The organism is Hamadaea tsunoensis DSM 44101, from assembly GCF_000428945.1.
In the GTDB taxonomy this organism is placed as follows: domain Bacteria; phylum Actinomycetota; class Actinomycetes; order Mycobacteriales; family Micromonosporaceae; genus Hamadaea; species Hamadaea tsunoensis.
The window spans coordinates 282,249-304,344 of record NZ_KE386821.1; the positions used below are offsets into that span (position 1 = coordinate 282,249).

Annotated in this window: 19 protein-coding genes; 8 read left to right on the plus strand and 11 right to left on the minus strand. The window is 71.8% G+C overall.

What is annotated here, in order from left to right:
- Positions 1-17 precede the first annotated feature (17 nt).
- Positions 18-1,085, minus strand: coding sequence for a fatty acid desaturase family protein (locus G401_RS51750; protein WP_051367948.1), 1,068 nt, complete (start codon positions 1,083-1,085; stop codon positions 18-20).
- Between the two features lie 332 nt (positions 1,086-1,417).
- On the opposite strand from G401_RS51750, the gene G401_RS51755 reads away from it, so the two are divergent.
- The 3 genes from G401_RS51755 to G401_RS0140335 all read left to right on the plus strand — a co-directional run bounded on the left by G401_RS51755 (position 1,418) and on the right by G401_RS0140335 (position 8,709).
- Positions 1,418-2,566: a glycosyltransferase gene (locus G401_RS51755; RefSeq protein WP_051367949.1), complete on the plus strand. Its 1,149-nt coding sequence runs from the start codon at positions 1,418-1,420 to the stop codon at positions 2,564-2,566.
- 154 nt (positions 2,567-2,720) lie between these two features.
- Positions 2,721-7,259, plus strand: coding sequence for a DUF5979 domain-containing protein (locus G401_RS0140330; RefSeq protein WP_027346949.1), 4,539 nt, complete (start codon positions 2,721-2,723; stop codon positions 7,257-7,259).
- 79 nt (positions 7,260-7,338) lie between these two features.
- Complete coding sequence (locus tag G401_RS0140335; RefSeq protein ID WP_027346950.1) at positions 7,339-8,709, plus strand: hypothetical protein; 1,371 nt, start codon at positions 7,339-7,341, stop codon at positions 8,707-8,709.
- A 152-nt stretch (positions 8,710-8,861) separates the two neighbouring features.
- Here G401_RS0140335 and G401_RS51760 read toward each other — a convergent pair whose 3' ends face one another.
- Entirely contained in the window at positions 8,862-9,725 is an 864-nt protein-coding gene (locus G401_RS51760) for an N-acetyltransferase (RefSeq protein ID WP_034594564.1), read from the minus strand.
- A 92-nt stretch (positions 9,726-9,817) separates the two neighbouring features.
- On the minus strand, positions 9,818-10,372 hold the full coding sequence (locus G401_RS0140345) for a cysteine hydrolase family protein (protein ID WP_027346951.1): 555 nt from the start codon (positions 10,370-10,372) through the stop codon (positions 9,818-9,820).
- A gap of 170 nt (positions 10,373-10,542) precedes the next feature.
- Between G401_RS0140345 and G401_RS0140350 the strand changes: the two genes are divergently transcribed.
- Together G401_RS0140350 and G401_RS0140355 are read left to right on the plus strand one after the other, a co-directional pair.
- The gene (locus G401_RS0140350; RefSeq protein ID WP_027346952.1) at positions 10,543-11,481 is read left to right on the plus strand and encodes a DUF1152 domain-containing protein; all 939 of its coding nucleotides are present in this window, start codon (positions 10,543-10,545) and stop codon (positions 11,479-11,481) included.
- Positions 11,482-11,510: 29 nt separating this feature from the next.
- Complete coding sequence (locus G401_RS0140355) at positions 11,511-12,302, plus strand: metallophosphoesterase family protein (protein ID WP_027346953.1); 792 nt, start codon at positions 11,511-11,513, stop codon at positions 12,300-12,302.
- Positions 12,303-12,326: 24 nt separating this feature from the next.
- Here G401_RS0140355 and G401_RS0140360 read toward each other — a convergent pair whose 3' ends face one another.
- From G401_RS0140360 to G401_RS0140395, 8 genes are all read right to left on the minus strand, one after another.
- Positions 12,327-12,800 carry a MaoC family dehydratase gene (locus tag G401_RS0140360; protein WP_027346954.1) on the minus strand — a complete coding sequence of 158 codons (474 nt, stop codon included), beginning with the start codon at positions 12,798-12,800 and terminating at the stop codon, positions 12,327-12,329.
- A 64-nt stretch (positions 12,801-12,864) separates the two neighbouring features.
- Positions 12,865-13,617 carry a hypothetical protein gene (locus G401_RS0140365; protein WP_157546812.1) on the minus strand — a complete coding sequence of 251 codons (753 nt, stop codon included), beginning with the start codon at positions 13,615-13,617 and terminating at the stop codon, positions 12,865-12,867.
- A gap of 84 nt (positions 13,618-13,701) precedes the next feature.
- Positions 13,702-14,736, minus strand: coding sequence for a WD40 repeat domain-containing protein (locus G401_RS0140370; protein ID WP_027346956.1), 1,035 nt, complete (start codon positions 14,734-14,736; stop codon positions 13,702-13,704).
- A complete protein-coding gene (locus G401_RS0140375) occupies positions 14,733-15,248 on the minus strand; it encodes a SigE family RNA polymerase sigma factor (protein ID WP_027346957.1) in 516 nt (171 codons plus the stop codon). Before G401_RS0140375 ends, G401_RS0140370 begins: the two co-directional genes overlap by 4 nt.
- A gap of 83 nt (positions 15,249-15,331) precedes the next feature.
- On the minus strand, positions 15,332-15,928 hold the full coding sequence (locus tag G401_RS53940; protein ID WP_027346958.1) for a GNAT family N-acetyltransferase: 597 nt from the start codon (positions 15,926-15,928) through the stop codon (positions 15,332-15,334).
- 33 nt (positions 15,929-15,961) lie between these two features.
- Complete coding sequence (locus G401_RS0140385; protein WP_027346959.1) at positions 15,962-16,657, minus strand: response regulator; 696 nt, start codon at positions 16,655-16,657, stop codon at positions 15,962-15,964.
- Positions 16,654-17,172 carry a histidine kinase dimerization/phosphoacceptor domain-containing protein gene (locus G401_RS57410; RefSeq protein ID WP_027346960.1) on the minus strand — a complete coding sequence of 173 codons (519 nt, stop codon included), beginning with the start codon at positions 17,170-17,172 and terminating at the stop codon, positions 16,654-16,656. Before G401_RS57410 ends, G401_RS0140385 begins: the two co-directional genes overlap by 4 nt.
- A gap of 98 nt (positions 17,173-17,270) precedes the next feature.
- The gene (locus tag G401_RS0140395; protein ID WP_027346961.1) at positions 17,271-18,278 is read right to left on the minus strand and encodes a LacI family DNA-binding transcriptional regulator; all 1,008 of its coding nucleotides are present in this window, start codon (positions 18,276-18,278) and stop codon (positions 17,271-17,273) included.
- Positions 18,279-18,508: 230 nt separating this feature from the next.
- Here G401_RS0140395 and G401_RS0140400 point away from each other — a divergent pair, with 230 nt between their 5' ends.
- Genes G401_RS0140400 through G401_RS0140410 form a run of 3 tightly spaced genes read left to right on the plus strand, consistent with a single transcriptional unit; the run spans position 18,509 to position 22,069 of the window.
- Positions 18,509-20,008, plus strand: a complete 1,500-nt coding sequence (locus tag G401_RS0140400; protein WP_027346962.1) for a sugar ABC transporter ATP-binding protein — start codon at positions 18,509-18,511, stop codon at positions 20,006-20,008.
- Positions 20,005-21,036: an ABC transporter permease gene (locus tag G401_RS0140405; RefSeq protein ID WP_027346963.1), complete on the plus strand. Its 1,032-nt coding sequence runs from the start codon at positions 20,005-20,007 to the stop codon at positions 21,034-21,036. Before G401_RS0140400 ends, G401_RS0140405 begins: the two co-directional genes overlap by 4 nt.
- The gene (locus G401_RS0140410) at positions 21,029-22,069 is read left to right on the plus strand and encodes an ABC transporter permease (RefSeq protein WP_245602082.1); all 1,041 of its coding nucleotides are present in this window, start codon (positions 21,029-21,031) and stop codon (positions 22,067-22,069) included. The genes G401_RS0140405 and G401_RS0140410 overlap by 8 nt, the downstream gene beginning before the upstream one ends.
- Positions 22,070-22,096 lie beyond the last annotated feature (27 nt).

Here is a 22,096-nt window from a genome sequence, read left to right on the forward strand (position 1 = left end):
ATGACGATCGCCGCATGTCAGGGCGTCTGCGGGTGCGGTGGCCGCCCGGCCACGCGGCCGATCCGCCGGACGTAGCCCAGGGCCTGGCGGTAGGAGGCGAACAGGGTCGTCTCGGCGTACGGCAGGCCGATTTCGGCGCAGTACGCGCGCACGATCGGACGGGCCCGCCGCAACGCCGTGCGCGGCATGCTGGGAAACAGGTGGTGTTCGATCTGGTAGTTGAGCCCGCCGAGCAGGAGCCCGATCACGGGTCCGCCGCTGACGTTGCGCGCGGTGAGAACCTGACGCCGCAGGAAGTCGGACGCGTCGTCACGGGCGAGGATGGGCATCCCCTTGTGGTTCGGCGCGAAGGAGCAGCCGAGGTACAACCCGAACAGGCCCTGGTGCACGGCCATGAACACCAAGGCCTTCCCCGGTGACAGTACGACGAAGACGACGGCCAGGTACGCGGCGAGGTGCAGGAACAGCAACGACGCCTCGCGGCCACGGCGCGGGCAGCCCGGCCGCACGAGCGCCCTGGCGCTGGCCACGTGCAGATTGATCCCTTCGAGCAGCATCAGCGGGATGAGGAACACCGCTTGATGGTGCGCGAGGAACGCCCCGACCCGCTGCCGCGCACGTGCCTGCGTCGAGGTGAAGACGATCACCTCGCCGGAGATGTCGGGGTCCAGTCCTTCCTGGTTCGGGTGGGCGTGATGACGTCGATGCTTGTCCACCCACCAGCCGTAGCCCAGCCCGATGGCGAGGTTGCCGTGCACCAGCCCGACCAGGTCGTTGGCCCGCCGGGTGCGGAAGATCTGCTGGTGACCGGCATCGTGACCGAGGAAGCCGAGCTGGGTGAAGCTCACGGCGAGGAAGACCGCCGTCAGCAGCTGCCACCATGAGTCGCCGACGAGAGCGAAGACCGCCCAACCGGCGGCCAGGGCGATCCCGTTGACCGCGATGCGCAAGGAGGAGGAGAGCGGCCGGCGGCGCAGCAGGCCCGCCCGGCGTACGCGGTCGAGCAGGACGGCGTACTCGCTGCCACGCGTACGGGCCTCGACGGCCGGCTGGTACTCGCCGGCCTGTGGGAAGGGGTGAATCATATGGCTCTCCACGGGAGTTGTCGGCTGAAAGGCGCCGCCAGGGTCCAGAGCCACGTCTCTTTCAGCGTACCCCCGGCCAGGGTGATTCGAGCTCGGAAGGGCCTCCCTTTCACGTGTTAGGCTCAAGGTCAGTCCCGGAGGTCGCCGCCCAGATGGAGACAGGCGCTGATCCGGGTTCCGTCGGGGCGACGGTCAGTGAGCGGTAGCGGATCGCGTACTCCTTCCCGCCATCTCGGACGAAGTATCGGAGATGAGTGATGGCTTCCGTGAAGAACGCGCCGCGACCGTCGTACTACAAAGGACGGGCGACCTTGGACCGAAGACTGGCGAGCATGTTCTCCCCGCGTTCGGTCAACGCTCCCGCCACGGTGTCCCGGCTGTGTCTGGTGGGCAGCTACGCGGCCGCCGAGGCCGGGGTTTCCACGTTCATCACCGACATGCGCAACGCGCTGCTCGCCGACCGTGCGGAGACGGTCGTCGACGTGGTGCGCACCGGCGCGCACGGCGAGCGTGACGCCCGATCGGAGACGGTGCGCAGCGTGGGATCCTCCGATGAGGACAGTCGCAGCGCCGCCACGCTGATGAACGAGTACGACGTGGTCGTCATCCACTACGCGGCCGATGCCTACGCGGATGACGAGGGCGGCCAGGTTCTCGACATCCTCGAACGGGTCACCGTCCCGGTCGTGTGCGTCATGCACGACGTCCACCTCGAACCCACCGCGCGGCAACGCTTCATCATCGAAATGCTGACCTCGTCCGCGGACGCCGTCGTGGCCCTGACCGAGACCAGCCGCCGGGCGCTGCTGGACGACTATCACGTCGAGCCGCGCAAGCTCGTGGTCATCCGGTACGGCCGGCTCCCGGCTCCCACCGCGCATCCGGCTGCGGCGGCCGGGCGTACGCCCACGGTGCTGACCTGGGGGCGGCTGTACGCGGGCATGGGTCTCGAGCTGGGCATCGACGCGATGGCCCGGCTGGACGCGGGGCCGCTCGCGCCGCGCTACGTACTCGCCGGACCGATCGACGACGCGTACGCGCAGGATCTGACGCGCCGGGCGGAAGCGCTCGGGATCGCCGATCGGGTCGAGCTCCTGCCCGGGTACATGCGGCCGGGCCGCCTCGCCGAGATGGTCAGTGGCGCCGACATGGTCCTGCTTCCGTACACGGAGAACGACCGGACCTCGTCGGCGATCCTGGCGGAGGCCGTCGGCGCGCACAAGCCGGTCGTGTCGACGCCGTTTCCGCACGCCTGTGAGCTGCTCGAGGACGGCCGCTCGGGAACGCTGACCCCGTACGCCGACGTCCAGGCGATGGCCGACGCCGTCGGCGATCTGCTGGCCGACGCGGATCGGGCGCACGGCGACGTCGTGTCGGACGGCCTGCCGGAGGCGGGCGCGCAGAGCTGGGCGGACGCGGCGAGCCAGTACCGTCAGCTGATCAACGTGGTGTTCCGGAGTTCCTCGACCGCGAGTCGATGACGCTCGGCGCCGTTCGCGCGCCCTGATGCGGGTGCGCGGATGGCGGGTTTCGCAATAATTTGCATAATGTGACCGTGTCGTCACGGTATGTAGTCGTATCTACGGAATAATCCGCAAAAGGTGCATTCCCGGTTCGACTGCTTGAGGAGCCTCCGTGGCGCGAGCGTCCACTCGACCCCGCCGTTGGGCGGCCGCCCTCGCGGCGCTGACCCTGGCCGCCGGCGGCGTACTCCTGCCGGCCGTGCCCGCGTACGCCGCCGTGGTCGGGATCGACAAGTCGACGGTCGGCGTACCCGCGGACGGCGTCGTGCCCGGCGGTTCGTTCACGTACGTGATCAGGGTGGACTGCACCTCGCTGGCGGAGGACTGCCAGAACGTGACGGTGACCGACACGCTGCCGGCGGAGTTCGACGCGAACATCGTGCCAGGCGCCTTCGCCTGGACCGGCGGCCCGGACACGACGCCGGCTGGCGGCACGGTCTTCCCGGGTATCCCGCAGTACACCTACACCTATGACGCCACCACGCGGGCGCTGAGCGTCACGGTGCCGTCGGTTCCGGCGGGCACGTCGGCGTCGGTGCAGATCGGTATGACGTTGCCGGCCGACACGACCGTGGCGGACGGCACCCTGGTACCCAACACCGCGAACGTGACCGCCGACAACGCGAGCCCGGCGAGCGACAGCGTCGACGTGAAGGTGCACGTACCCGTCGTCGTGAACGTGCAGGCGACCAAGGACTGGGCGGACGGTTCGGCGCTGGCCGGGTCGGGGGAGGCCAGCACGGTCACCCTCGGCGTCGCCAACACCTCGTCCGGTGCCGCGGGCGTCACCAGCCTGACCCTGACCGACCAGACCACCGGTACGCCCGCCGGCGACCCCTGGAACTACTTCGACCTGACCGGTTTCGGCGCGGTGACCTACCCGGCCGGCGCCGACCAGGTGCAGATCCAGTACTGCGAGCTGCCGTACGCGCAGCAGTGCGGCGCCTGGACCGCCGGCGCGATCCAGACCGGCTCGCCGATCTCGGCGGACGCGGGCGTCGACCTGGCGAACGTGACCGGCGTGCGATTCGTGTTCTCCAGCTCCACCGGCGATCCGATCCCGAACGACGCTTCGGGCAACGTCGCGTTCACCCTGAAGCTGCGCGACACCGAGCGGGTCGACGGCACCACGCCGATCGAGCCGACGCGGACACAGACCGTCACCGACTCCGCCACGCCGTCGGCCACGAACGCGGACGGGACGACCGACGGCAGCCCCGCGTCGGACACGTACCAGATCGTGCCGAACATCGCCTCGATCGACATGTCGAAGAGCTGGTTCGCCGACGCCGACGGCGACTACACCGCCGACAACCCGCCCAGCGCGCCCGCGCAGCGCCGGTGGCCGGTGTCCGCGGTCGTGACGGCGACCAACACCTCCCCGTTCCCGGTCGAGACGATGACCGTACGCGAGCCGTCCGCCACCGACCCGAGCAGCGGCCTGAGCGTGGTCGACGTGACCCAGATCCGCGCGCGCTTCCCCGACGGAGCCACGACCGCCCAGGTGACGATCACCTGCGCCGACGGCTCGACGTCGACCAAGAGCCTGACCAGCCCGCCGGCGACGCAGGAGCTGAACCGCCCGGCGGACTTCACCTGCCCGGCCGCCGGTCCGGACGATCCGCGGATGCTGCTCACCTCGATCGAGATCACGTACGCGAGCCCGGCCGGCACCGCCGCCATCGACCCGAACGCCCAGGCGGGCCTGGACTTCCACGGCACGCTGACCGGCAACGCGGTGCCGGGGGACTCGCCGTTCACCAACTGCGCCGACGCCACCGCGGTCAACACCGGCAACGGCTCGACCTCGGCCACCGCGACCGCGTGCGGGCAGCTGACCGTGACCACCGGCGGCGGCCCGAGCGGCCCCGGCACCAAGACCGTCAGCCAGCAGGAGCTACCGGACGACACCCCGATCCAGTACACGATCGACTTCCACAACGACGGCAACGACCTCAACGACTTCGCCCTGGTCGACCCGCCGAACGTGGAGGACCTGACCGACGACACCCAGCCGTTCAACGTCGCGAAGATCGACTCCATCACCGCGTCCTGCCCGACCAGCCCGGCCGACATCGTCCTGCTCATCCCGGACGCGCCGAACCCGCCCCGCCAGGTGGCCTACGCGACGGCGACGGCCGCCGACCTGGACGCGGCCCGCGGCTTCTTCATCCGCGCCGATCCGCTGCCCGCGGGCGCCGACTGCAAGGCGACCATCGAGGTCGAGCGGCGCGACGGCGTCGAGGACAGCGTCACCATCACCAACTGCTACCTGGTCCTCGCCGGCGGCGGCCCCGCGATCAACGGCAGCATCCAGGACTCCAGCGCCTGCGCGCCGAACGTCGTCACCAGCCCGCCCAAGAGCGCCGCCAGCCTGCAGAAGTTCATCGAACCCGGCGACGTCGCCCGGCCCACACCCGGCCTCGACCCGCAACTGGCCACCGTCAAACTCCGCATCGCCAACACCGGCAACACCCATCTGAAGTCGCTGCAGATCGTCGACTTCGACGACGACGGCGCGGGCTCCGACTTCTTCCGCTCCTACGACTTCGTCGCCCTGCAGGGCGTCTCCTTCCCGCCCGGCGCAGACCTCGTGCAGTTCGACGTCTGCACCACCGGCTGCGCTGCCGGAACCTGGATCTCCGGTACGCCGACCGCCGCGAACCCGCCCCCGCTACCGGGCGGCGTCGCGGCAGGGGACGTCCAGGGCGTCCGGATCACGTTCACGTCCTCCGATCCGGCGCACAACGGCTACAACCTGACCCCGGGCGAGAACTTCCCGGCGAGCGGGCCCTGCGTACAGGCGTCGGTGTGCTTCACGGTGACGCCCCGGGCCACCGACCGGCAGACCGGCGAGCCCGTGCTCGGCACTTACACCGACACGGCGGACGGGCATGGTGAGGCGCTGACCAGCCTCGGTGGACAGTTCGACATCCCGCCGGTCACCGCCGACCTCGCCGTCACCGAGGGCCGGCCCGCGATCGACGTGAACAAGGCCGTGGTCGGACCGTCCAGCATCGCGCCCGGCCAGACCGGCGTCTTCGACCTCACGGTGAAGAGCACGGGTACGGCGCCGCTGCCCGACCTGGAGGTGTCCGACCCGGTCCCGGCCGAGCTGGAGTTCGACGAGACCGGTGTCGGCGGCCAGCCGTACGCCATCCAGCAGTTCGACGTCCCCGCGGGGACCACCCCGCCGGGACCGGTGCAGTTCACCGCCGAGAGCGACAGCTCCGGCCGGGTGACCCGGCTCGTCTGGAAGTTCCCCGGGAACTTCGCTCCCACCAGCGTCCTCGTCATCCGGGTCGGCATGCGCATGGCCCCGGGTGTCAGCGCCGACAAGACCGTCACCAACGTGATGGGCGCCGGCTCGTCGAGCACGGACGACTTCGACTGCAGCGACAGCCCGCCCGACGGCATCGTCGACGGCGACCCGTTCCTCGCCGGCCGTAACTGCACCTCCCCGGCGCAGCTGACCACCCTCGCGGGCGCGGCCTTCACCGCCCGCAAGTGGTCGGCCGGCAACCCGGACCTCGGGCTCTACAACTCCGCCACCGACAAGTTCGTCGCCCTCGACGACGCGTCCTGCCCGCACCTGACCCGCGACGGCGTGCAGTTCACCCGGTTCCCGTGCGTACCGCTGGTGTATCCCGGCGAGAACTTCACCTTCCTGGCCCGCATGACCAACAGCGGCACCTTCAACGCCCTGGACGCCCGCGTGATCGACGTCCTGCCCCGGCCCGGCGACACCGGCGTCATCGACCCGTCCGACCGCGGCACCATGTGGGACGTCGCACCCACGCTGGTCGCCCCGCCCACCGTCACCCCCGCGCCGTCCGCCGCCACCGACGCCGAACTCACCTACACCACCGACATTCCGCCGTGCACCGACGACCTCCACCCGCCGTCGACCTGCCCGGCCGGAGACTGGACCACCGGCTTCGTTCCCGACGCCTCCGGCTTCCAGGCGTACGCGACGTTCGCCGCGCCCGGCCTCGTTCCCGGTGCCACCTTCGACATCACCTGGCAGATGACTTCGCCGGCCGACCTGAAACAGCCGGTGAACCCGTCGATCGCCTGGAACTCCTTCGGGCACACCGAACTCATCGACACTCCCGGTACGCCCACCCAGCTCGGCGCGGTCGAACCGCAGAAGGCCGGCATCGGACTCGTCTTCGGCGGCGTACGCGTCACCAAGACCGTCGATGCGGAACCCGGAGCCGTCGTGCCGTCGGGACCGTACACACTCGCGTACACGTGCACGGTCACCCCGGACACCGGCGATCCCGTGGTGGTACGCGACGGCACGGCCGAGTTCGGGCCGGACGCGCCCTGGCAGCTGGACGGCGTACCCGCCCACGCCACGTGCACGATCCACGAGACGGATGCCCAGGGCGGCACCACCGACCACGGCACCGACAAGCCGATCAGCGTCGTCATCCCGTGGAACGCCGACGCCACCCCGGTGACCGCCGCGGTCGTCAACACGTTCGTGGCTCCGCCGCCCTCACCGACACCGAGCGTCAGCCCGACCGGGGGCGGCACCCTGCCGACCACCGGTACGCCGCTGCTGCCCGTGGCGCTCACCGGTCTGGTCACCGTCCTGGTGGGACTGATGCTCAGGCTCGGCGCCGCCATCCGTCGCCGAGCCTGACCGGAGTGCCCTTTCCCCGCCGCGCCTTCGTCTTTCCGGGCGAGGGCGCGGCGTTGCCCATCCCCGACACAATGTCCTCATGGCACAGTGGGCCAATCTCGCCGCCCGGGTCACCCGCGCCGACCTGACGCTGCTCGGCTTGCGCTGCTACGGCGGCTTCGCGGTCGAGGTACCCGCCGAACTGCCGGAGCTGCTGCGCCTGCCCGGCGAGTTCAGGCTCGACCTGTCGCAGATCCGCATCGAGCACGCCCAGGTGACCCGGCGTCGCCTGCGTTCCTACGCCGCCGACGATCGGAGCTTCGCCAACCTGTACCCCGCCGACATCCGGCCCGGCGACGTACTCCTGTCACCGGAGGTCACCGGCACACTCGGCAACCCAACACGCCGGCGGGTCGTCGTCGCGGCGGTGTTTCGCAACTTCGGAGCCGAAGGTGCTCCCTTCTACATCGGCTGCTCCGACGGCAGTGCCGTTGCCCTTGACGCCGGTCAGCGCTACAAGATCCGACGGCAGCGGCTGCCCGCCGACGACGGCCCGTCCGACGAGGGCGCCGCGCTGTTCGGCGTACTCCAGGCCTTGTGGCAGCTGGACGACACGGCTGCCGCACGGCCCACGATCGACGACGTCGCCGCAAAGATCACTGGCGCGTATGCGGATGAGCATGCCCTGACCGCGGGTGTGGCTGCCGGCTTCGCGTGGAATCTCGTCCGGCTCGGCGACCTGTCAGGGCGCAGCCAGGGCTGGGAAAAGTTGGTCATGTGGCCGAGACTCCCCGCGGTGCTGCGCGTCGGGGAAGCATCGGGCCGAGTAAAGCCTGATGGGCGGCGGGACGGGTTGATGCTCATCGGCCAGTTGGCCATGCAGAGTTATATCGGTGGCTACATCGCGCCCGTGCACCTCCTGGGTACAGGGGCGGAGTACCTTCCGCGCGGGATGATGGCCCGGGCCAAAGACTCGAACGGCCAGTCGCGCTGGACCATCGCCGACCGCCGCACCCAGATCTCGATCACTCCGGCGGGCCGAATCTGGCTGCTCGCCGATTGCCGGCTGTCCGGAGTGGAACTGCTGGAGGATGCCCTGCCGACGCAACCGACCCCGCCCCCGAGCCAGTACACGGTGAACTTCCACGAGCAGGTCCACGGCTCGGCCTTCGCGGTCGGCGACCAGGCCAGCCAGGTCGTGCACATCGAGAACGACAGTGGTGCGCGCGCCACAGCCGCCGCGCTCCTGGAATACCTGCTGCTTCGCCGTGCGGACCTCGACCTGCCCGCCGCGGACGGCGCCGAACTGGACGAGTCCTTGACCGTCCTGGGCGAGGGGGCGGAGGGGAAGCAGCCGGTCTCGGCGCTTCGGCTGGCTGGAAGGACGGTCTACCGGCTGGCGGGGGAGTTGCTCGTCGGAGCCGCCGGCAACGCCCTCTGGGAAGCGTTCAAGGCCGCGGTCGGGCTGTAGCGCTGGGGGCCCGGGTGTTGTCGCATCGCAGGAGCGCTTTCTGATGACCGTCTCGGATCATCCCACTGTCCCGTGGCCTCGACCGTCCGGGCAGAGCCGCTGGTCCGCGCGGGCCGGGACGTTGGTTCCGGATCGGACATCACGGTGGTTGTTCATGGCCGCAGCACGTAGTTGAACGATCGCGTGGATTCGCTGAAACCCATTCCCCCGTACAGGCCGCGCGGGACCGGGTAGCCGTCGTCGCCTCGGGCGCACACGACCGCCTGTCGGCCGCCGGCCCGGGCGAACGCGTGCAGGGTCGCGATGCACACCGCCCGGCCGAATCCCTGGCGGCGGTGCGTACTCGCGGTGCCGACCGGCTCGAACTGGCCGATCCCGGTCACCGGGTCGAACCAGCCCTGGCAGTACGCGACGAACGCGCCGTCCGGTGCCTCGACGACCAGATCGAATGCGGACTGGTACGGCCAGCGGGTCGTCATCTCGATCTGCCGCTGCGGCGTGAACCAGGTGGAGCCCCAGGCGGCGCAGTGCACCTCGGCCCGGCGTTCGCTGTCGGCGCCGACCGGGCGGATGACGAAACCGGGCGGCAGCTCGGGTACCGGCGGCAGGTCCGTCAGCGGCCGGGCGAGGCAGTTCATCCAGGTGTCGTCGAGGCGGGCGAAACCCGCGCGCAGCAACGCTTCGCGCAGGACGGGTTCGTCGTCGGCGCAGCCTACGGTGGGCGGCTCCGGCGAATTGCCGGCCACCCAGGCGACGACCTCGTCGGCCAGGTCCGGGAAGGCCGGGTCGACCTGCGCCATTGCGTCGGCGGGCGGTTCCAGCCAGGCCCAGGCGCGGACGGTGCCGGTCTCGTCCCGCCAGGTCGCGGTCGGGCACTGCTCGTCCCGGTAGTGGTACATGGTCCAGTTCCAGGCCAGGTCGCCGACCTGCCGACTGCCGGTACCCGGGCCGACCCGCTGCGCCAGGCTCTGCATGTCCTCGATGTCCACTGGCCCGGAGAACTCGGTACGCCGCATGGGCCGCAGTCTGGTCCGCGCACCCCTGACGGGCAACCGGATTCGGGCGTGCCCGGGCCGATGTCCGGCCCGGGCACGCTCACGTGCGCCACTCAGGCGGCGAAGTCCACCTCGGCCGTCGTGACGGTGCCGCCGGTACGTCCCGGCGCCTCCTGGTACTTCCAGTACAGGTTGGTGTGCGCGATGACGAGGTCCGGCGTCGGCGCACCGTACTGGCTCAGGTCTCCGGTGGTGTGGGCGTCGCCGACCAGGGTCGCGTCGTAGCCGCGGGTGAACGCGCCGTGCAGCGTCGAGCGGATGCACGCGTCGGTCTGCGCGCCCGTCACGAACAGCCGGCCGACGCCCCGCTCGGCGAGCACCTGCTCCAGCTCGGTGTCCTCGAACGAGTCGCCGTAGTTCTTGTGGATCAGCGGCTCGTCGTCGCGGCGGACCAGTTCAGGAACGTACTGCCAGCCCTCTGTGTCCCGCTGGAGGTGCTCGTCGTTGTGCTGCACCCAGACCACCGGCACGGCCGCGGCGCGGGCCTTGTCCACCAGCGTGTTGATGTTGGCGACGACCTGGTCGCGGTCGTGACCGTCGGCCACGACGTTGTTCTGGACGTCGATGATCACCAGGGCGGTGTTCGGACGCTCGGGCAGGGTCGTCATGGTTACCTCACATCTCGGGCAATTGCGTGCGATGAAGCTGTGGATGAAGCTGTAGATGAAGCTGTCGATCTTGTCTCACCGGCAGCCTAAACGCGACCCCCGACATTTCCGCCGCGAGGCGTCGCCCCAAATGGGTCGCCGCCCGCACCCGTCGTCGCTACCGTGGCCGCGTGCCACTCCTCGCCCTGCCCGTCGCCGACCGCCTGCGGTCCGCGCGCCACGTCCTCATCGCCGGAGCCGGCGGCGGCTTCGACGTCTATGCCGGCCTCCCGCTGGCTCTGGCGCTGCGCGCGGCGGGCGTACGCGTGTCGCTGGCCAGCTTCGCGCTCAGCGAGCTCGGCATGCTCAAGCCCGAGGCGTGGCTGCGTACCGGGGTGGCCGCCGTCGGACCGGAGTCGCCCGGCAACGACCGGTACTTCCCCGAGCGGGCGCTCGCGCGCTGGCTGCACGTCCAGGGCCACGAACCCGTCGTGTACGCGTTCGAGCGCACCGGCGTACGCCCGCTGCGGGCCGCGTACAGGAAACTGGTGGAGGTGCTGGACGTCGACGCGGTCGTGCTCGCGGACGGCGGCACCGACATCCTGCTGCGCGGCGACGAGGCCGGCCTCGGTACGCCGGAGGAGGACATGACCAGCCTGGTCGCGGTCGCGGGCCTGGACGTGCCGACGAAGCTGGTGGTGAGCCTGGGGTTCGGCATCGACGCGCATCATGGCGTGTGCCATGCGCACGTGCTGGAGAATCTCGCCGAGCTGCAGCGGGCCGGCGGCTTTCACGGCGCGTGCACCGTCGCGCCGGACGGCTACCTGGACGCGGTGGCGCACGCCGCGCGCGAGCATCCGGCGACGGCGAGCATCGTGCACGGCCAGGTCGCGGCGGCGCTGCGGGGCGAGTTCGGCGACGTGCCGGTGACCGCCCGGACCGGTGGCACAGAGTTGTTCGTCAACCCGCTGATGGCGCTGTACTTCGTCGTCGGCCTGGACGCGCTCGCCGCCCAGTTGCGCTACCGCGACCTGATCGAGCACTCCCGTACGCCGGGCGAGGTGGCCCTGGCCATCGAGGAGTACCGGGAGGGGATCGAGGTCCGGCCGCGGCGCCTTATCCCGCACTGAATTTCGGGGGCATGGGGCAGGATGGTGCGATGCCCCTCGACCGTATCGCGCTGATCTCCGACGTCCATGGCAACCTGACCGCGCTCGAAGCCGTCCTCGCGGACATCGACGGCCGCGGCATCGAACGGATCTTCAATCTCGGCGACTACGTGGGCAAGGGTCCGCGGGGGCAGGCGGTCGTCGACCGGTGCCGCGAGCGGTGCGAGGTCAACATTCTGGGCAACTGGGACGACTTCCTGCCCGACCTGAGCCGCACCTTCGACTCCGAGGCGCTGCGGTGGTGGCAGGCCGAGCTGCGCGAGGACCAGGCGGAATGGTTGCGGGCGCTGCCGTTCTGCCATGACTTCCTGATCAGCGGCCGCCGCGTACGCCTCTTCCACGCCTCGGCGACGTCGGTGCACCGGCGGGTCCGGTTCGATCACGACGAGGAGGAGTTCCTCGGCATGTTCGCCAACACCCCGGCCACCGGCGACGGCCCGCTGCCGACCGTCGTCGGGTACGGCGACACGCACGATCCGTTCTACGAGGTGGACCGGCAGCGGCGTACGTTGTTCAACACGGGCAGCGTCGGCAACAGCATGGACGATCCGACCCCGGTGTACGTCATCCTCGAAGGCGTGTTCGGCTCCGAGCAGGACGCGCCGTTCTCGATCCAGTTCGTCCGCGTCCCCTACGACTGGGCCGCCGAACTGGCCGCCGCCGAGCGGCTGGGCATGCCGGAGCTGGACGCGTACACGTCGGAGATCCGCGACGGGATCTATCGCGGGGAGATGGGCCGGCCGGGCGGCCCGGAGTACCACCGCCGGCCCCGGGCCGTCTGAGCGCGAGCGGGACACCCGCCTGGATCAGGCCGCTTCGGGCTCGTGGACCAGTAGCACGATCTCGCCGGTGGCGGCCTTCTGCACCTTCTCGCCGGTCTCCACTTCGAACACCAGGCCCAGAGCCAGCTCGGTGAAGCCACGCGGCCGCGGGCGGTGCCCGGTGAGGGTGGCCGTCAGGCGTACGCGCGACCCGACCGGCACCGGCGCCCGCAGCTTCAGCTCCCGCAGGCCCTGGTTGACCATCATGTCGATGCCGGTGATCTCGAAGATCTCGCCCATCAGGGCGGGGGTGAGCGAGATCGTGAGGAAGCCGTGCGCGATCGTGCCGCCGTAGGGTCCGGCCGCCGCGCGCGCCTCGTCGACGTGGATCCACTGGTGGTCCCAGGTCGCGTCGGCGAACATGTCGACCTGCTTCTGCGTGATCTCGTGCCAGGCGCTGCTGCCCAGGGACTCGCCGAGGTGACCCGCGATGTCCTGCACCGGTATCGACATCGTCATCGTTCGTCTCCTCGCTGGGCCTTCTCGGCGGTACGGGACCGGGCGGCCACGTGTCCCGAGGCTATCAAGCCGGCCGGTCACCGCCCGTGACCGGCGTGGCGTCGTCCGGCCGGACCGGGGCGCGTACGGTCCCGGTGAAGTAGTCGCAGTGCCGTCGGAAGGCGGCTCGCAGGAGGTCCGCGCCCAGGTTCTGCCCGGCCGGTTCCTGGCTGACGACCACGGCCGCGCAGCCGAGACCGGCCGCCCGTTCGACGGCTGCGGGCAGTGCGCGCCGCGGGTCGGTGACCGCGGTGAGGAACAGGACCGGCCCCGGCGGCGCGTACACCGGCGGGGCCGCGACGGTCCGCGCCATGGCACCCGGCAGGTCGATCTCGACGCCGGCAGTCCCGCCCGCCGACCCCTCGATCTCCCGCAGCCACCACGACTCCGCCCGGTTCAGCCCGGCGGTCCGCGCGAACCCGGCCCGCCGCCGCTCGTGCGTCGGGCACACGAACCGGACCCGCGTACCGGCGGCGTCGGCGGCCAGCGCGGCCCACAGCAGCCGGCCGTCGCCCGCCCAGTCCTCTTCCTCGGCGTACGCGTCGTCGACCAGCACGCCGTCCCCTCGTGCGGCGGCGATCAGGACGGACCGGTCGGTGCGGTAACCCCGGCCGCCCGCCACCCCCAGGACGTACGCGAGATGGTCGCGATGGCGTTCGGCGGCGTCGGGGGCCGGCCGCCAGAACAGGGGAGCGTGTCGCACGAGGGGTTCGCGGCGGCGGCGGAGGACCTCGACCGCCCAGTCCACGTCGTCGAGGGTCATGAGCCGGGCGGTCATCCGCCGACCCTAGCGAACGGACGGGCACGGTGGACGCGGCGAGCGCCGGCCCGGCGGGGGATCCGGGCCGGCGTCGCGTCCTCGTCAGTCCGGCGGACCGACGGTCAGCGGTCCCCGTCCTCCGCCGAGCCGCAGGGACAGCTCCTGGAACACCTTCCCGTCCGGCGTCAGCTCGATCACCCGGTTGCCGGTCGTCGCCAGGAGCTGGTCGTCGGTCGCCCAGACCGCGTCGTACGGGAAGGACCTGGCCGTGCCGGTCGCCACCTCGATGAGCTGGAACCTGCTCTTGGTCAGGTCGGCGTTCGCGATCACGTAGCGGCCGTCCGGCGACCATGAGTACGCGCTGGCCGGCGTGGCGCGTACCGGCAGGGAGCGGGTGGGGCGGCCGGTGGCCGCGTCGAACAGTTGCAGGCGCTGGACGAGTTCGGCGCCTTCGCCGCCCGAGCGGTCGGCGATCGCCAGCACGACCTCCTTACCGTCGCGGGTCCACGTGTACAGGCATTCGCTGCAGTCGTACGTCGTGTGGTCGATCCAATGTGTACTGACATGGCCGGTACGCGTGTCGATGACCGCGAAGCCGATGCGGAACGGCTCCTTCTGGCTGATGCCGCTGACGACCCGGGTCCCGTCGGGCGACCAGCGGTAGTCGCCCCGCATACCGGCGATCGGTACGCTCACCGCCCCGGTGCCGTCGACGTCGACGAAGCGCAGGCCGTCGGGCGTGCCGTCGAGCATGACGCGGCCGCCGGCAGGGGCCGGTAGGACGGCTTCGCCCGGGTTGTGCCGCACCGCCCGGTACCGGTCGGCGGTGCGGTCCAGCACGGCGTCGCCGGCGCCGACCACCAGCCAGCCGCCCGACAGCACGACCGGGCCGTCGAAGCCGGCGGCACCGGTCGACCCCGGCTGCGCTGACGGTCCCGCGTGCGAGCGCAGGACCGCGAAGGGCACGGCGATCGCCGCGACGGCCACGACCGCGAGCGCGGCGACCGCCAGCCGGTTGCGGCGGCGCAGCCGGTGACCGCGGGCGACGGCGGCGTCGGCCAGGGCGTCGGTGGGGCCGGGCATCTCGCCGGCCAGGTCGCTGATCGTCGTGCGGAGCAGCCGGTCCACCCCGGTCATCGCTCGCCTCCTGTCATGGCGGCCGGCCACAGGTCCGGCACGAGTTCCCGAAGTTTGGCCAGGGCGCGGGAGGCCTGGCTGGCGACCGTCCCCTCCCGGCAGGACAGCGCCGCCGCGGTCTCGGCGAGGCTGAGGTCCTCGAAGTAGCGCAGGACCAGCACGGCGCGTTGCCGCGGCGGCAGGGCCAGCAGCGCGTCGCGCATGAGCAGCCGCAGGGCGGCCTCGGACTCCAGCCCGGCGAAGTCGGACCGCTCCGGTGGTTCGGCGACCACCACCTCCGGCCGCCGCTTGCGGCTACGCCGGTCGGACACGAAATCGTGGTAGATCATTCTGCGGATGTAGGGCTCGGGTTCGCTGATACGCCGCCACCGCGCGAACGTCTTGGCCAGCGCCGACTGCACGAGGTCCTCGGCCGCGTGCCGGTCGCCGGTCAGCGCGTACGCGGCTTTGAGCAGCGTGTGCGCCCGGCCGGCGACGAAGTCGCGGAACTCCTCCTCGGGGGATGCTCCCACAGCGTTACCTCCTTCACCGGGTATGACGCCGGGGAGGCTCGTGGCCTTGCACGCGTACGCCGGAATCTCGGAGGCGCGGACTCTCAGAGGGGATCGGCGAGCCAGCGGCAGCGGCGCCGGGCCAGCAGGTCGCGGTGGACCCACCAGCGCGCCTCGATCGTGCGGCCGTTGTCGAGCTCGTGCGTTGCCGGGCCGGGGGCCGGCACGAAGCCGCCGGAGCTCAGCCAGCGGCTGCTCGCGCCGTTGGCGACCTCGCAGCCGGCCCGCACCTCGCGGATGCCGAAGTGCCGGTGGGCGAGGTCGAGCACCGCGGCCAGCGCCTCGCCGCCGTAGCCGCGGCCGCGGAACGCGGCGCCCACCGTGCCGCCGAGGTGCAGGTAGCCGTCCGGCTGCCGGACGAGCGACAGGCCGGCCACCGCGAGGTCGCTGCCGTGCTCGACGGCGGTGAACGCCAGCCGTCGCGGCGACGGTCGCAGGACCGCGCCGGAGCGCAGCGGGCGCTCGACGCGCGCGGGCAGGGCGGCCCGGATGTCGGTGGTACGCCAGCCGAGCCAGTGCTGGGCCGCCGGGTCCGAGCCCAGGGCGTCGTGGTGCGCGAGGTCGCTGAGCCGGGCGCTGATGATCCACAAGCGGGGCGTACGCACCAGGTGGAGGCCGGTACGCCGGCAGGAGCGCAGCACATCCGGGATCGTAGTCGGTGGATCGGGCCCACGTCAGGCGTAGGGATGCCGGCCCGGACCGGTGCCGCCCGCCCGGACCAGTCCCGTCTCGTACGCGACCACGACCGCCTGGGCGCGGCTGGCCAGTCCCAGCTTCGACATGAGCCGGTTGACGTGCGTCTTCACGGTGCCCTCGGCGACACCGAGCGAGCCGGCGATGTCCGTATTGGACAGTCCGCGGGCGATCAGGGTCAGCACGTCGATCTCCCGGGCGGTGAGGCGGCCCAGGTCCGGGACGGCCACCACCAGCGGGGTGTGCCGCCGGACGTACGCCTCGACGAGCCGGCGTACCGCGCCGGGAGCGAACGGCAGGTCGCCTTCGGCCACCGCCGCGATCGCCGCGAGCAGGCGCTGCGGCGGGGTGTCCATGGGCAGGAAGCCGCACGCGCCCGCGCGCAGCGCCGCGTACAGGTACTCGTCGAGATCGTGGGTCGTCAGGATCAGGACGCGCGGAGCCGGGCCTTCCCGGTGCCCGGCCACGATCCGCGCGGTCGCGGCGATGCCGTCCAGGCCGGGCAGCCGGACGCCCATCAGGATCACGTCGGGGCGGTGCCGCGCGGCGGACTCGACGGCGGCGGGCCCCGAGGCGGCCTCGTCCACGACGCCGATACCCGCCGCGACCCGCAGGATCGCGGCGACTCCCGTCCGGAACGGCTCCTGGTCATCGGCCACGAGGACGCGCGTGGTCATCGTCGCCCGGACCGGCCGTCCGGCCCGTCGCGCAGCAGCGGCCGCATCCGGCGCAGCTCGTCCAGCGCCTCGTGACTCGTCGCCGCGATGGTGTCGACCGCCGCGCGGGCGGTGTCCGGATCGGTGGCGAAGACGTACTGCGCGAGCCCGGCCTGCACCGAGATCACCGCCAGCTGGCGGCTGACGGCCTCATGCGACTCCCGCGCGCGCGTGCCGGTGACCGCCCGTCGATCGCAGTCGGCGTCGGCCGCGCGCAGCCGTTCGACCAGCATCCCCAGCCGCGCGTGCCGCCCGGCCAGCCGCCAGACCATCGCCCCGGCGGACGCCAGGACCACCCCGGCCGCCGCCCACTGCACGACCGTGGGCACGACCCCGGGAACCAGGCCGTAGGCGGACAGCAGCCCGCTGGCCAGGACCGCGCCGAAAGCAGCGACCGGCCAGACCACGAGCACGAGATCGATGCCGAGCGCGCCGGGCCAGGCCGGCCGCCGCAACCCCCGCCGCCGTGCCCGCATCGGGCAAGGGTATTCCCGGCGGCGGGTGCGTCCATCAACCCAGGGATATACACCGCAGGTTGTACGCGCCGCGGCGTAGCCGTAGCCGCGACTGCCGCTCAGGTACGCGTACTGGATTCGCGGACGACCAGTTCCGGTTGGAAGACGACGTGGCGGTGCTCGTGGCGGCCGTCGGCCTCCGTCTCCTCCAGCAGCAGCTGCGCGGCCGTACGCCCGAGCTGCTCGCGCGGTTGGCGTACCGAGGACAGGGGGACGGCGGCAGCGGCGGCGAAATCGATGTCGTCGTAGCCGACGATCGCCACGTCGTCCGGTACGCGTACACCCCGCTTGGTGGCTTCCTGGAGGACGCCGAGGGCGAGCAGGTCGTTGGCGCAGAAGAGCGCGGTGGGGCGGCGGGCCGCGGGCAGGTCGGCGAGCTCGGCGACCGCGGCGCGACCGGCGGCGACGGTGAGGCTGGGGGTGGCGATGGTCGACAGGCGCGCGGTGCCCTTCGTGGCGAGGGTGACGCCGCGGTGGCGGTCGGCGACCTGCTGGATGCTCATCGGGCCGCCGACGAAGGCGATGTGCTCGTGGCCGGTCGCGACCAGGTGCTCGCCGGCCAGGCGGCCGCCGAGGACGTCGTCGACGGCGACCGAGCAGCGGTCGCGGCCGCCGGAGCCGCGGTCGACGAGCACGACCGGGGTGCCGCGCTGGATCAGCTGTTCCAGGCGGGAGTTGCGGGTGTCGTCGACGGGCGTGATGAGCAGGCCGCGGATCCGCTGCTCCTCCAGCAGGTCGAGGTGGCGTCGCTCGCGGTCGGAGTCCTCGCTGCTGTTGCAGACGACCACCATGACGCCGTGCTTCTCGGCCTCGACCTCGGCGCCGCGGACGACGTCGGTGAAGAAGGGGTTGGCGACGTCGAGGACGACGATCGCGATCTGGCGGCTGCTGCCGGCGCGCAGCTGGCGGGCGGAGTCGTTGCGGACGTAGCCCAGCTGCGCGATCGCGTCCAGCACCCGCCGGCGGGTGTGCTCGGCGACGCGTTCGGGCTGGTTCAGCACGTTGCTGACGGTGCCGAGGGAGACGCCCGCGAGTTTGGCGACCTCTTTGATGCTCGTGGTGCTCACGTCGGCTCGTCGGTCCCTTCGCGGCCGGGGGAACGGGAATTGGAACGTCTCAACGATTATGGGCCCGTGCGCCCCGGCGGGGAGGTTCCGGCGTCCGCATAACAACTCGGTAACCCGCTGGAAACTCTTGACTGTGGCGCAGCCCACATCCTACCGTCACTGTAGCGAGTCGCTGAAACGTTTCACAACCCCCGTGTTTCCCGAGCCCCCTTCGGAAACGAGGTCCCGAGGTGCCCCCACCTCTTCTCGCGCTGAGCGGCGTGAGCAAGTCCTTCGGAGCGGTCGCCGCGCTGCGCGACGTGCGCCTGGAGCTGTACGCCGGCGAGGCGCACGCGCTGATCGGGGAGAACGGCGCGGGCAAGTCCACCCTGGTCAAGATCCTGGCCGGCGTGCACGCGCCGGACGAGGGAACGGTCACGCTGGACGGCCGTCCGCTGGTGCTGCGCGGACCGGCCGACGCCCGGGACGCCGGCATCGCCGTCATCTACCAGGAGCCGACGCTGTTCCCGGACCTGTCGGTCGCGGAGAACATCTTCATGGGCCGCCAGCCGCTGCGCGGGCTGCGCCGGGTCGACCGGGCGCGGATGCGGGCGATGGCGGCCGAGCTGTTCGAGCGGCTCGGCGTACGGCTGGACCCGGACCGGCCGGCCCGCGGACTGTCCATCGCCGACCAGCAGCTGGTCGAGATCGCCAAGGCCATCTCGCTCGACGCCCGCGTGCTCGTGATGGACGAGCCGACGGCCGCACTGTCCGGAGTGGAGGTCGACCGGCTGTTCGCGGTCGCCCGGTCGGTACGCGACGCCGGCGCCGCCGTGCTGTTCATCTCGCACCGGTTCGACGAGGTGTTCGCGCTCTGCGAGCGGATCACCGTGATGCGGGACGGGCAGTGGATCTCCACCGACCCCGCCGCCGAGCTGACCGTCGACCAGGCCGTGCGCCGCATGGTGGGCCGCGAGGTGTCGACCCTGTTCCCCAAGCAGCAGACCACCGTCGGCGACCCCCGCCTGGAGGTACGCGGACTCACCCGGCACGGCGTCTTCGCCGACGTCGGCTTCACCGTCCGGGCCGGCGAGATCGTCGCCCTGGCCGGACTGGTGGGCGCCGGCCGCAGCGAGGTGAGCCGGGCGGTCTTCGGCGTCGACCGGTACGACGCCGGCGAGGTCCTCGTCGACGGCCGTCGGCTGCCCAACGGCGACACCGGTGCCGCGATCCGGGCCGGGCTGGCGCTGGTCCCCGAGGACCGCCGCCAGCAGGGACTGGTGATGGAGCTGTCGGTCGAGCGCAACGCGACGCTGCCGCGGCGGTGGTCCCTGTCCTGGGGCGGCCTGCTGCTCGGCGGCGCCGAACGCCGCTCGGCGGCCACCTGGACACAGGCCCTGCGGGTCAAGGCCGCGCGCCTGGCCGATCCGGTGTCCACCCTGTCCGGTGGCAACCAGCAGAAGGTCGTGCTGGCCAAGTGGCTCGCCACCAGCCCGCGGGTGCTCATCGTCGACGAGCCCACCCGCGGCATCGACATCGGCACCAAGGCCGAGGTGCACCGGCTGCTGTCGCAGCTGGCCGCCGACGGGGTCGCGGTGCTCATGGTCTCCAGCGAACTCCCGGAGGTACTGGGCATGGCGGACCGCGTGCTGGTGATGCACGAAGGCCGGCTGGCCGCCGACATCCCCCGCGACCGCGCCGACGAGGAGTCGGTCATGCTCGCGGCCACCGGTCAGGCGGGACGGGCATGACCGTGACGCAGAACCGTCCCGGCGTACAGGCCGAGCGCGGCACCCGGCTCGTCCGGCGTACGTTCGCGGTGCGGGAACTGGGCATCCTGCTCGCCCTCGTCGTGCTGGTCGCGGCCACCACGATCGCCAACCCCCGGTTCCTGTCCGCGCAGAACGTCAAGGACCTGCTGCTCGGCTCGACGATCCTGGCGATCCTCGCGGTCGGGCAGGCGGTCGTCGTCATCACCCGCAACGTCGACCTGTCCGTCGGCTCGATCCTCGGCCTGTCCGCGTTCGCGACCGGCAGCGTCTTCCTCGCCGCCCCCGGCCTGCCGATCCCCGTCATGCTGGTCATCGGCACGGCGCTGGGCGCCGTCCTGGGCGCGGTCAACGGGGGACTGATCGCGGCGGCCCGCGTACCGGCGCTCGTGGTCACGCTCGGCACGCTGTACGTGTTCCGCGGGCTCGACTACATGTGGGCCACCGGACGGCAGATCAACGCGGCCGACATGCCGGCCGGTTTCCTGAAGATGGGCACGGCCACGGTGCTCGGCGTACCGGTGCTGGCGCTGTTCGCGGTCGTCGTGCTGGTGGTCGTCGGCTACTACACGGCCAACTACCGCAGCGGCCGGGAGCTGTACGCGCTCGGCTCCGACCCGGCCGCCGCCCGGCTGTCCGGCATCCCGACCGGCCGCCGCATCCTGTACGCCTTCGTCACCAGCGGCGCGCTCGCCGGTCTCGCCGGGGTCCTCTACTCGGCCCGGTTCGGCACCGTCGACGCGAACGCGGGCCAGGGCATGGAACTCAACGTGGTCGCGGCCGTGGTCGTCGGCGGTGTGGCCATCTTCGGCGGCAGCGGCTCGGTCTACGGTGCGGCGCTCGGCGCGGTCCTGCTCACCACGATCCGCGCCGCGCTGCCCGTCCTCGGCATCAACGTGTTCTGGCAGGACGCCGCGGTCGGCGCGCTGATCCTGGCCGCGATCGGGCTCGACCGGGCGCTGTCCGCCCGGGTGGGCCGCAGCCTGCGAGAGAGGAAGGCCCATGTCTGAAGCTCCTCGACCGAGCCGGATGCGGGCACAGGGCGCCCGGGTACGCGGTGTCCTCGGCTCCTGGGACGTCATCGTGCTGCTGGCCGTGGTGGCCGTCGCGGTCGTCGGGTCGCTCAGCATCGACGGCGTCTCCAGTCCCCGGTTCTGGCGCTTCGTCACCCTCGAAGCGGTTCCGATCCTGCTGATCGCGCTGCCGATGACCCTGGTCGTCATCACCGGCGAGATCGACCTGTCGGTGGCCAGCGTGCTCGGGCTGTCCTGCACGGTGCTGGGCAAGCTGTGGGCGTCCGGCGTGACCTCGCTGCCGCTGCTGATCGCGGCCTGCCTCGTGCTCGGCGGCCTGCTCGGCGCGGTCAACGGGCTGTTCATCACCGGCTTCGGCCTGCCGTCGCTGGCGGTCACCATCGGCACGCTGGCGATGTACCGCGGGCTCGCGTACGTGGTGCTGGGCGACAAGGCGGTGGCGGACTATCCGGCGTCGTGGACGACCTCGGCCATCAAACCGATCCACGGCACCACGATCCCGTGGGTCATCCTCGTGGTCGCCGCGCTCGCGATCGTCTTCGGCGTGGTGCTGCACGCCACCCCGGTCGGCCGCGGCCTGTACGCGATCGGCAACAACGCCGAGGCGGCCCGGTTCGCCGGGATCAGCGTACGGCTGACGAAGTTCTGGCTGTTCGTGGCGACCGGGGCGATGTCGGCGCTGGCCGGTGTCTTCTGGACGCTGCGGTTCGCCAGCGCCCGTGCCGACAACGGCACCGGCATCGAGCTGGCCGTCGTCGCGGCGGTCCTGCTCGGCGGCGTCTCCATCTTCGGCGGGCGCGGCGGGCTGCTCGGCGTCCTCGCCGCCGTGGCCCTGCTCGGCGTGCTGCGCAACGCCCTGCAACTGGCCGACGTTCCGGCGAACACCCTGACCATCATCACCGGTTCGCTGCTGATCGCCTCGGTCGTCGGACCCAACGTCGCCGGCCGGCTGCGCGAGCGGCTACGACGGCGGCGGCCCATCGCACCAACCCTTTCGCACACCACCTGACGCCGCTCCCCGCAGCTCCTTCCCCCG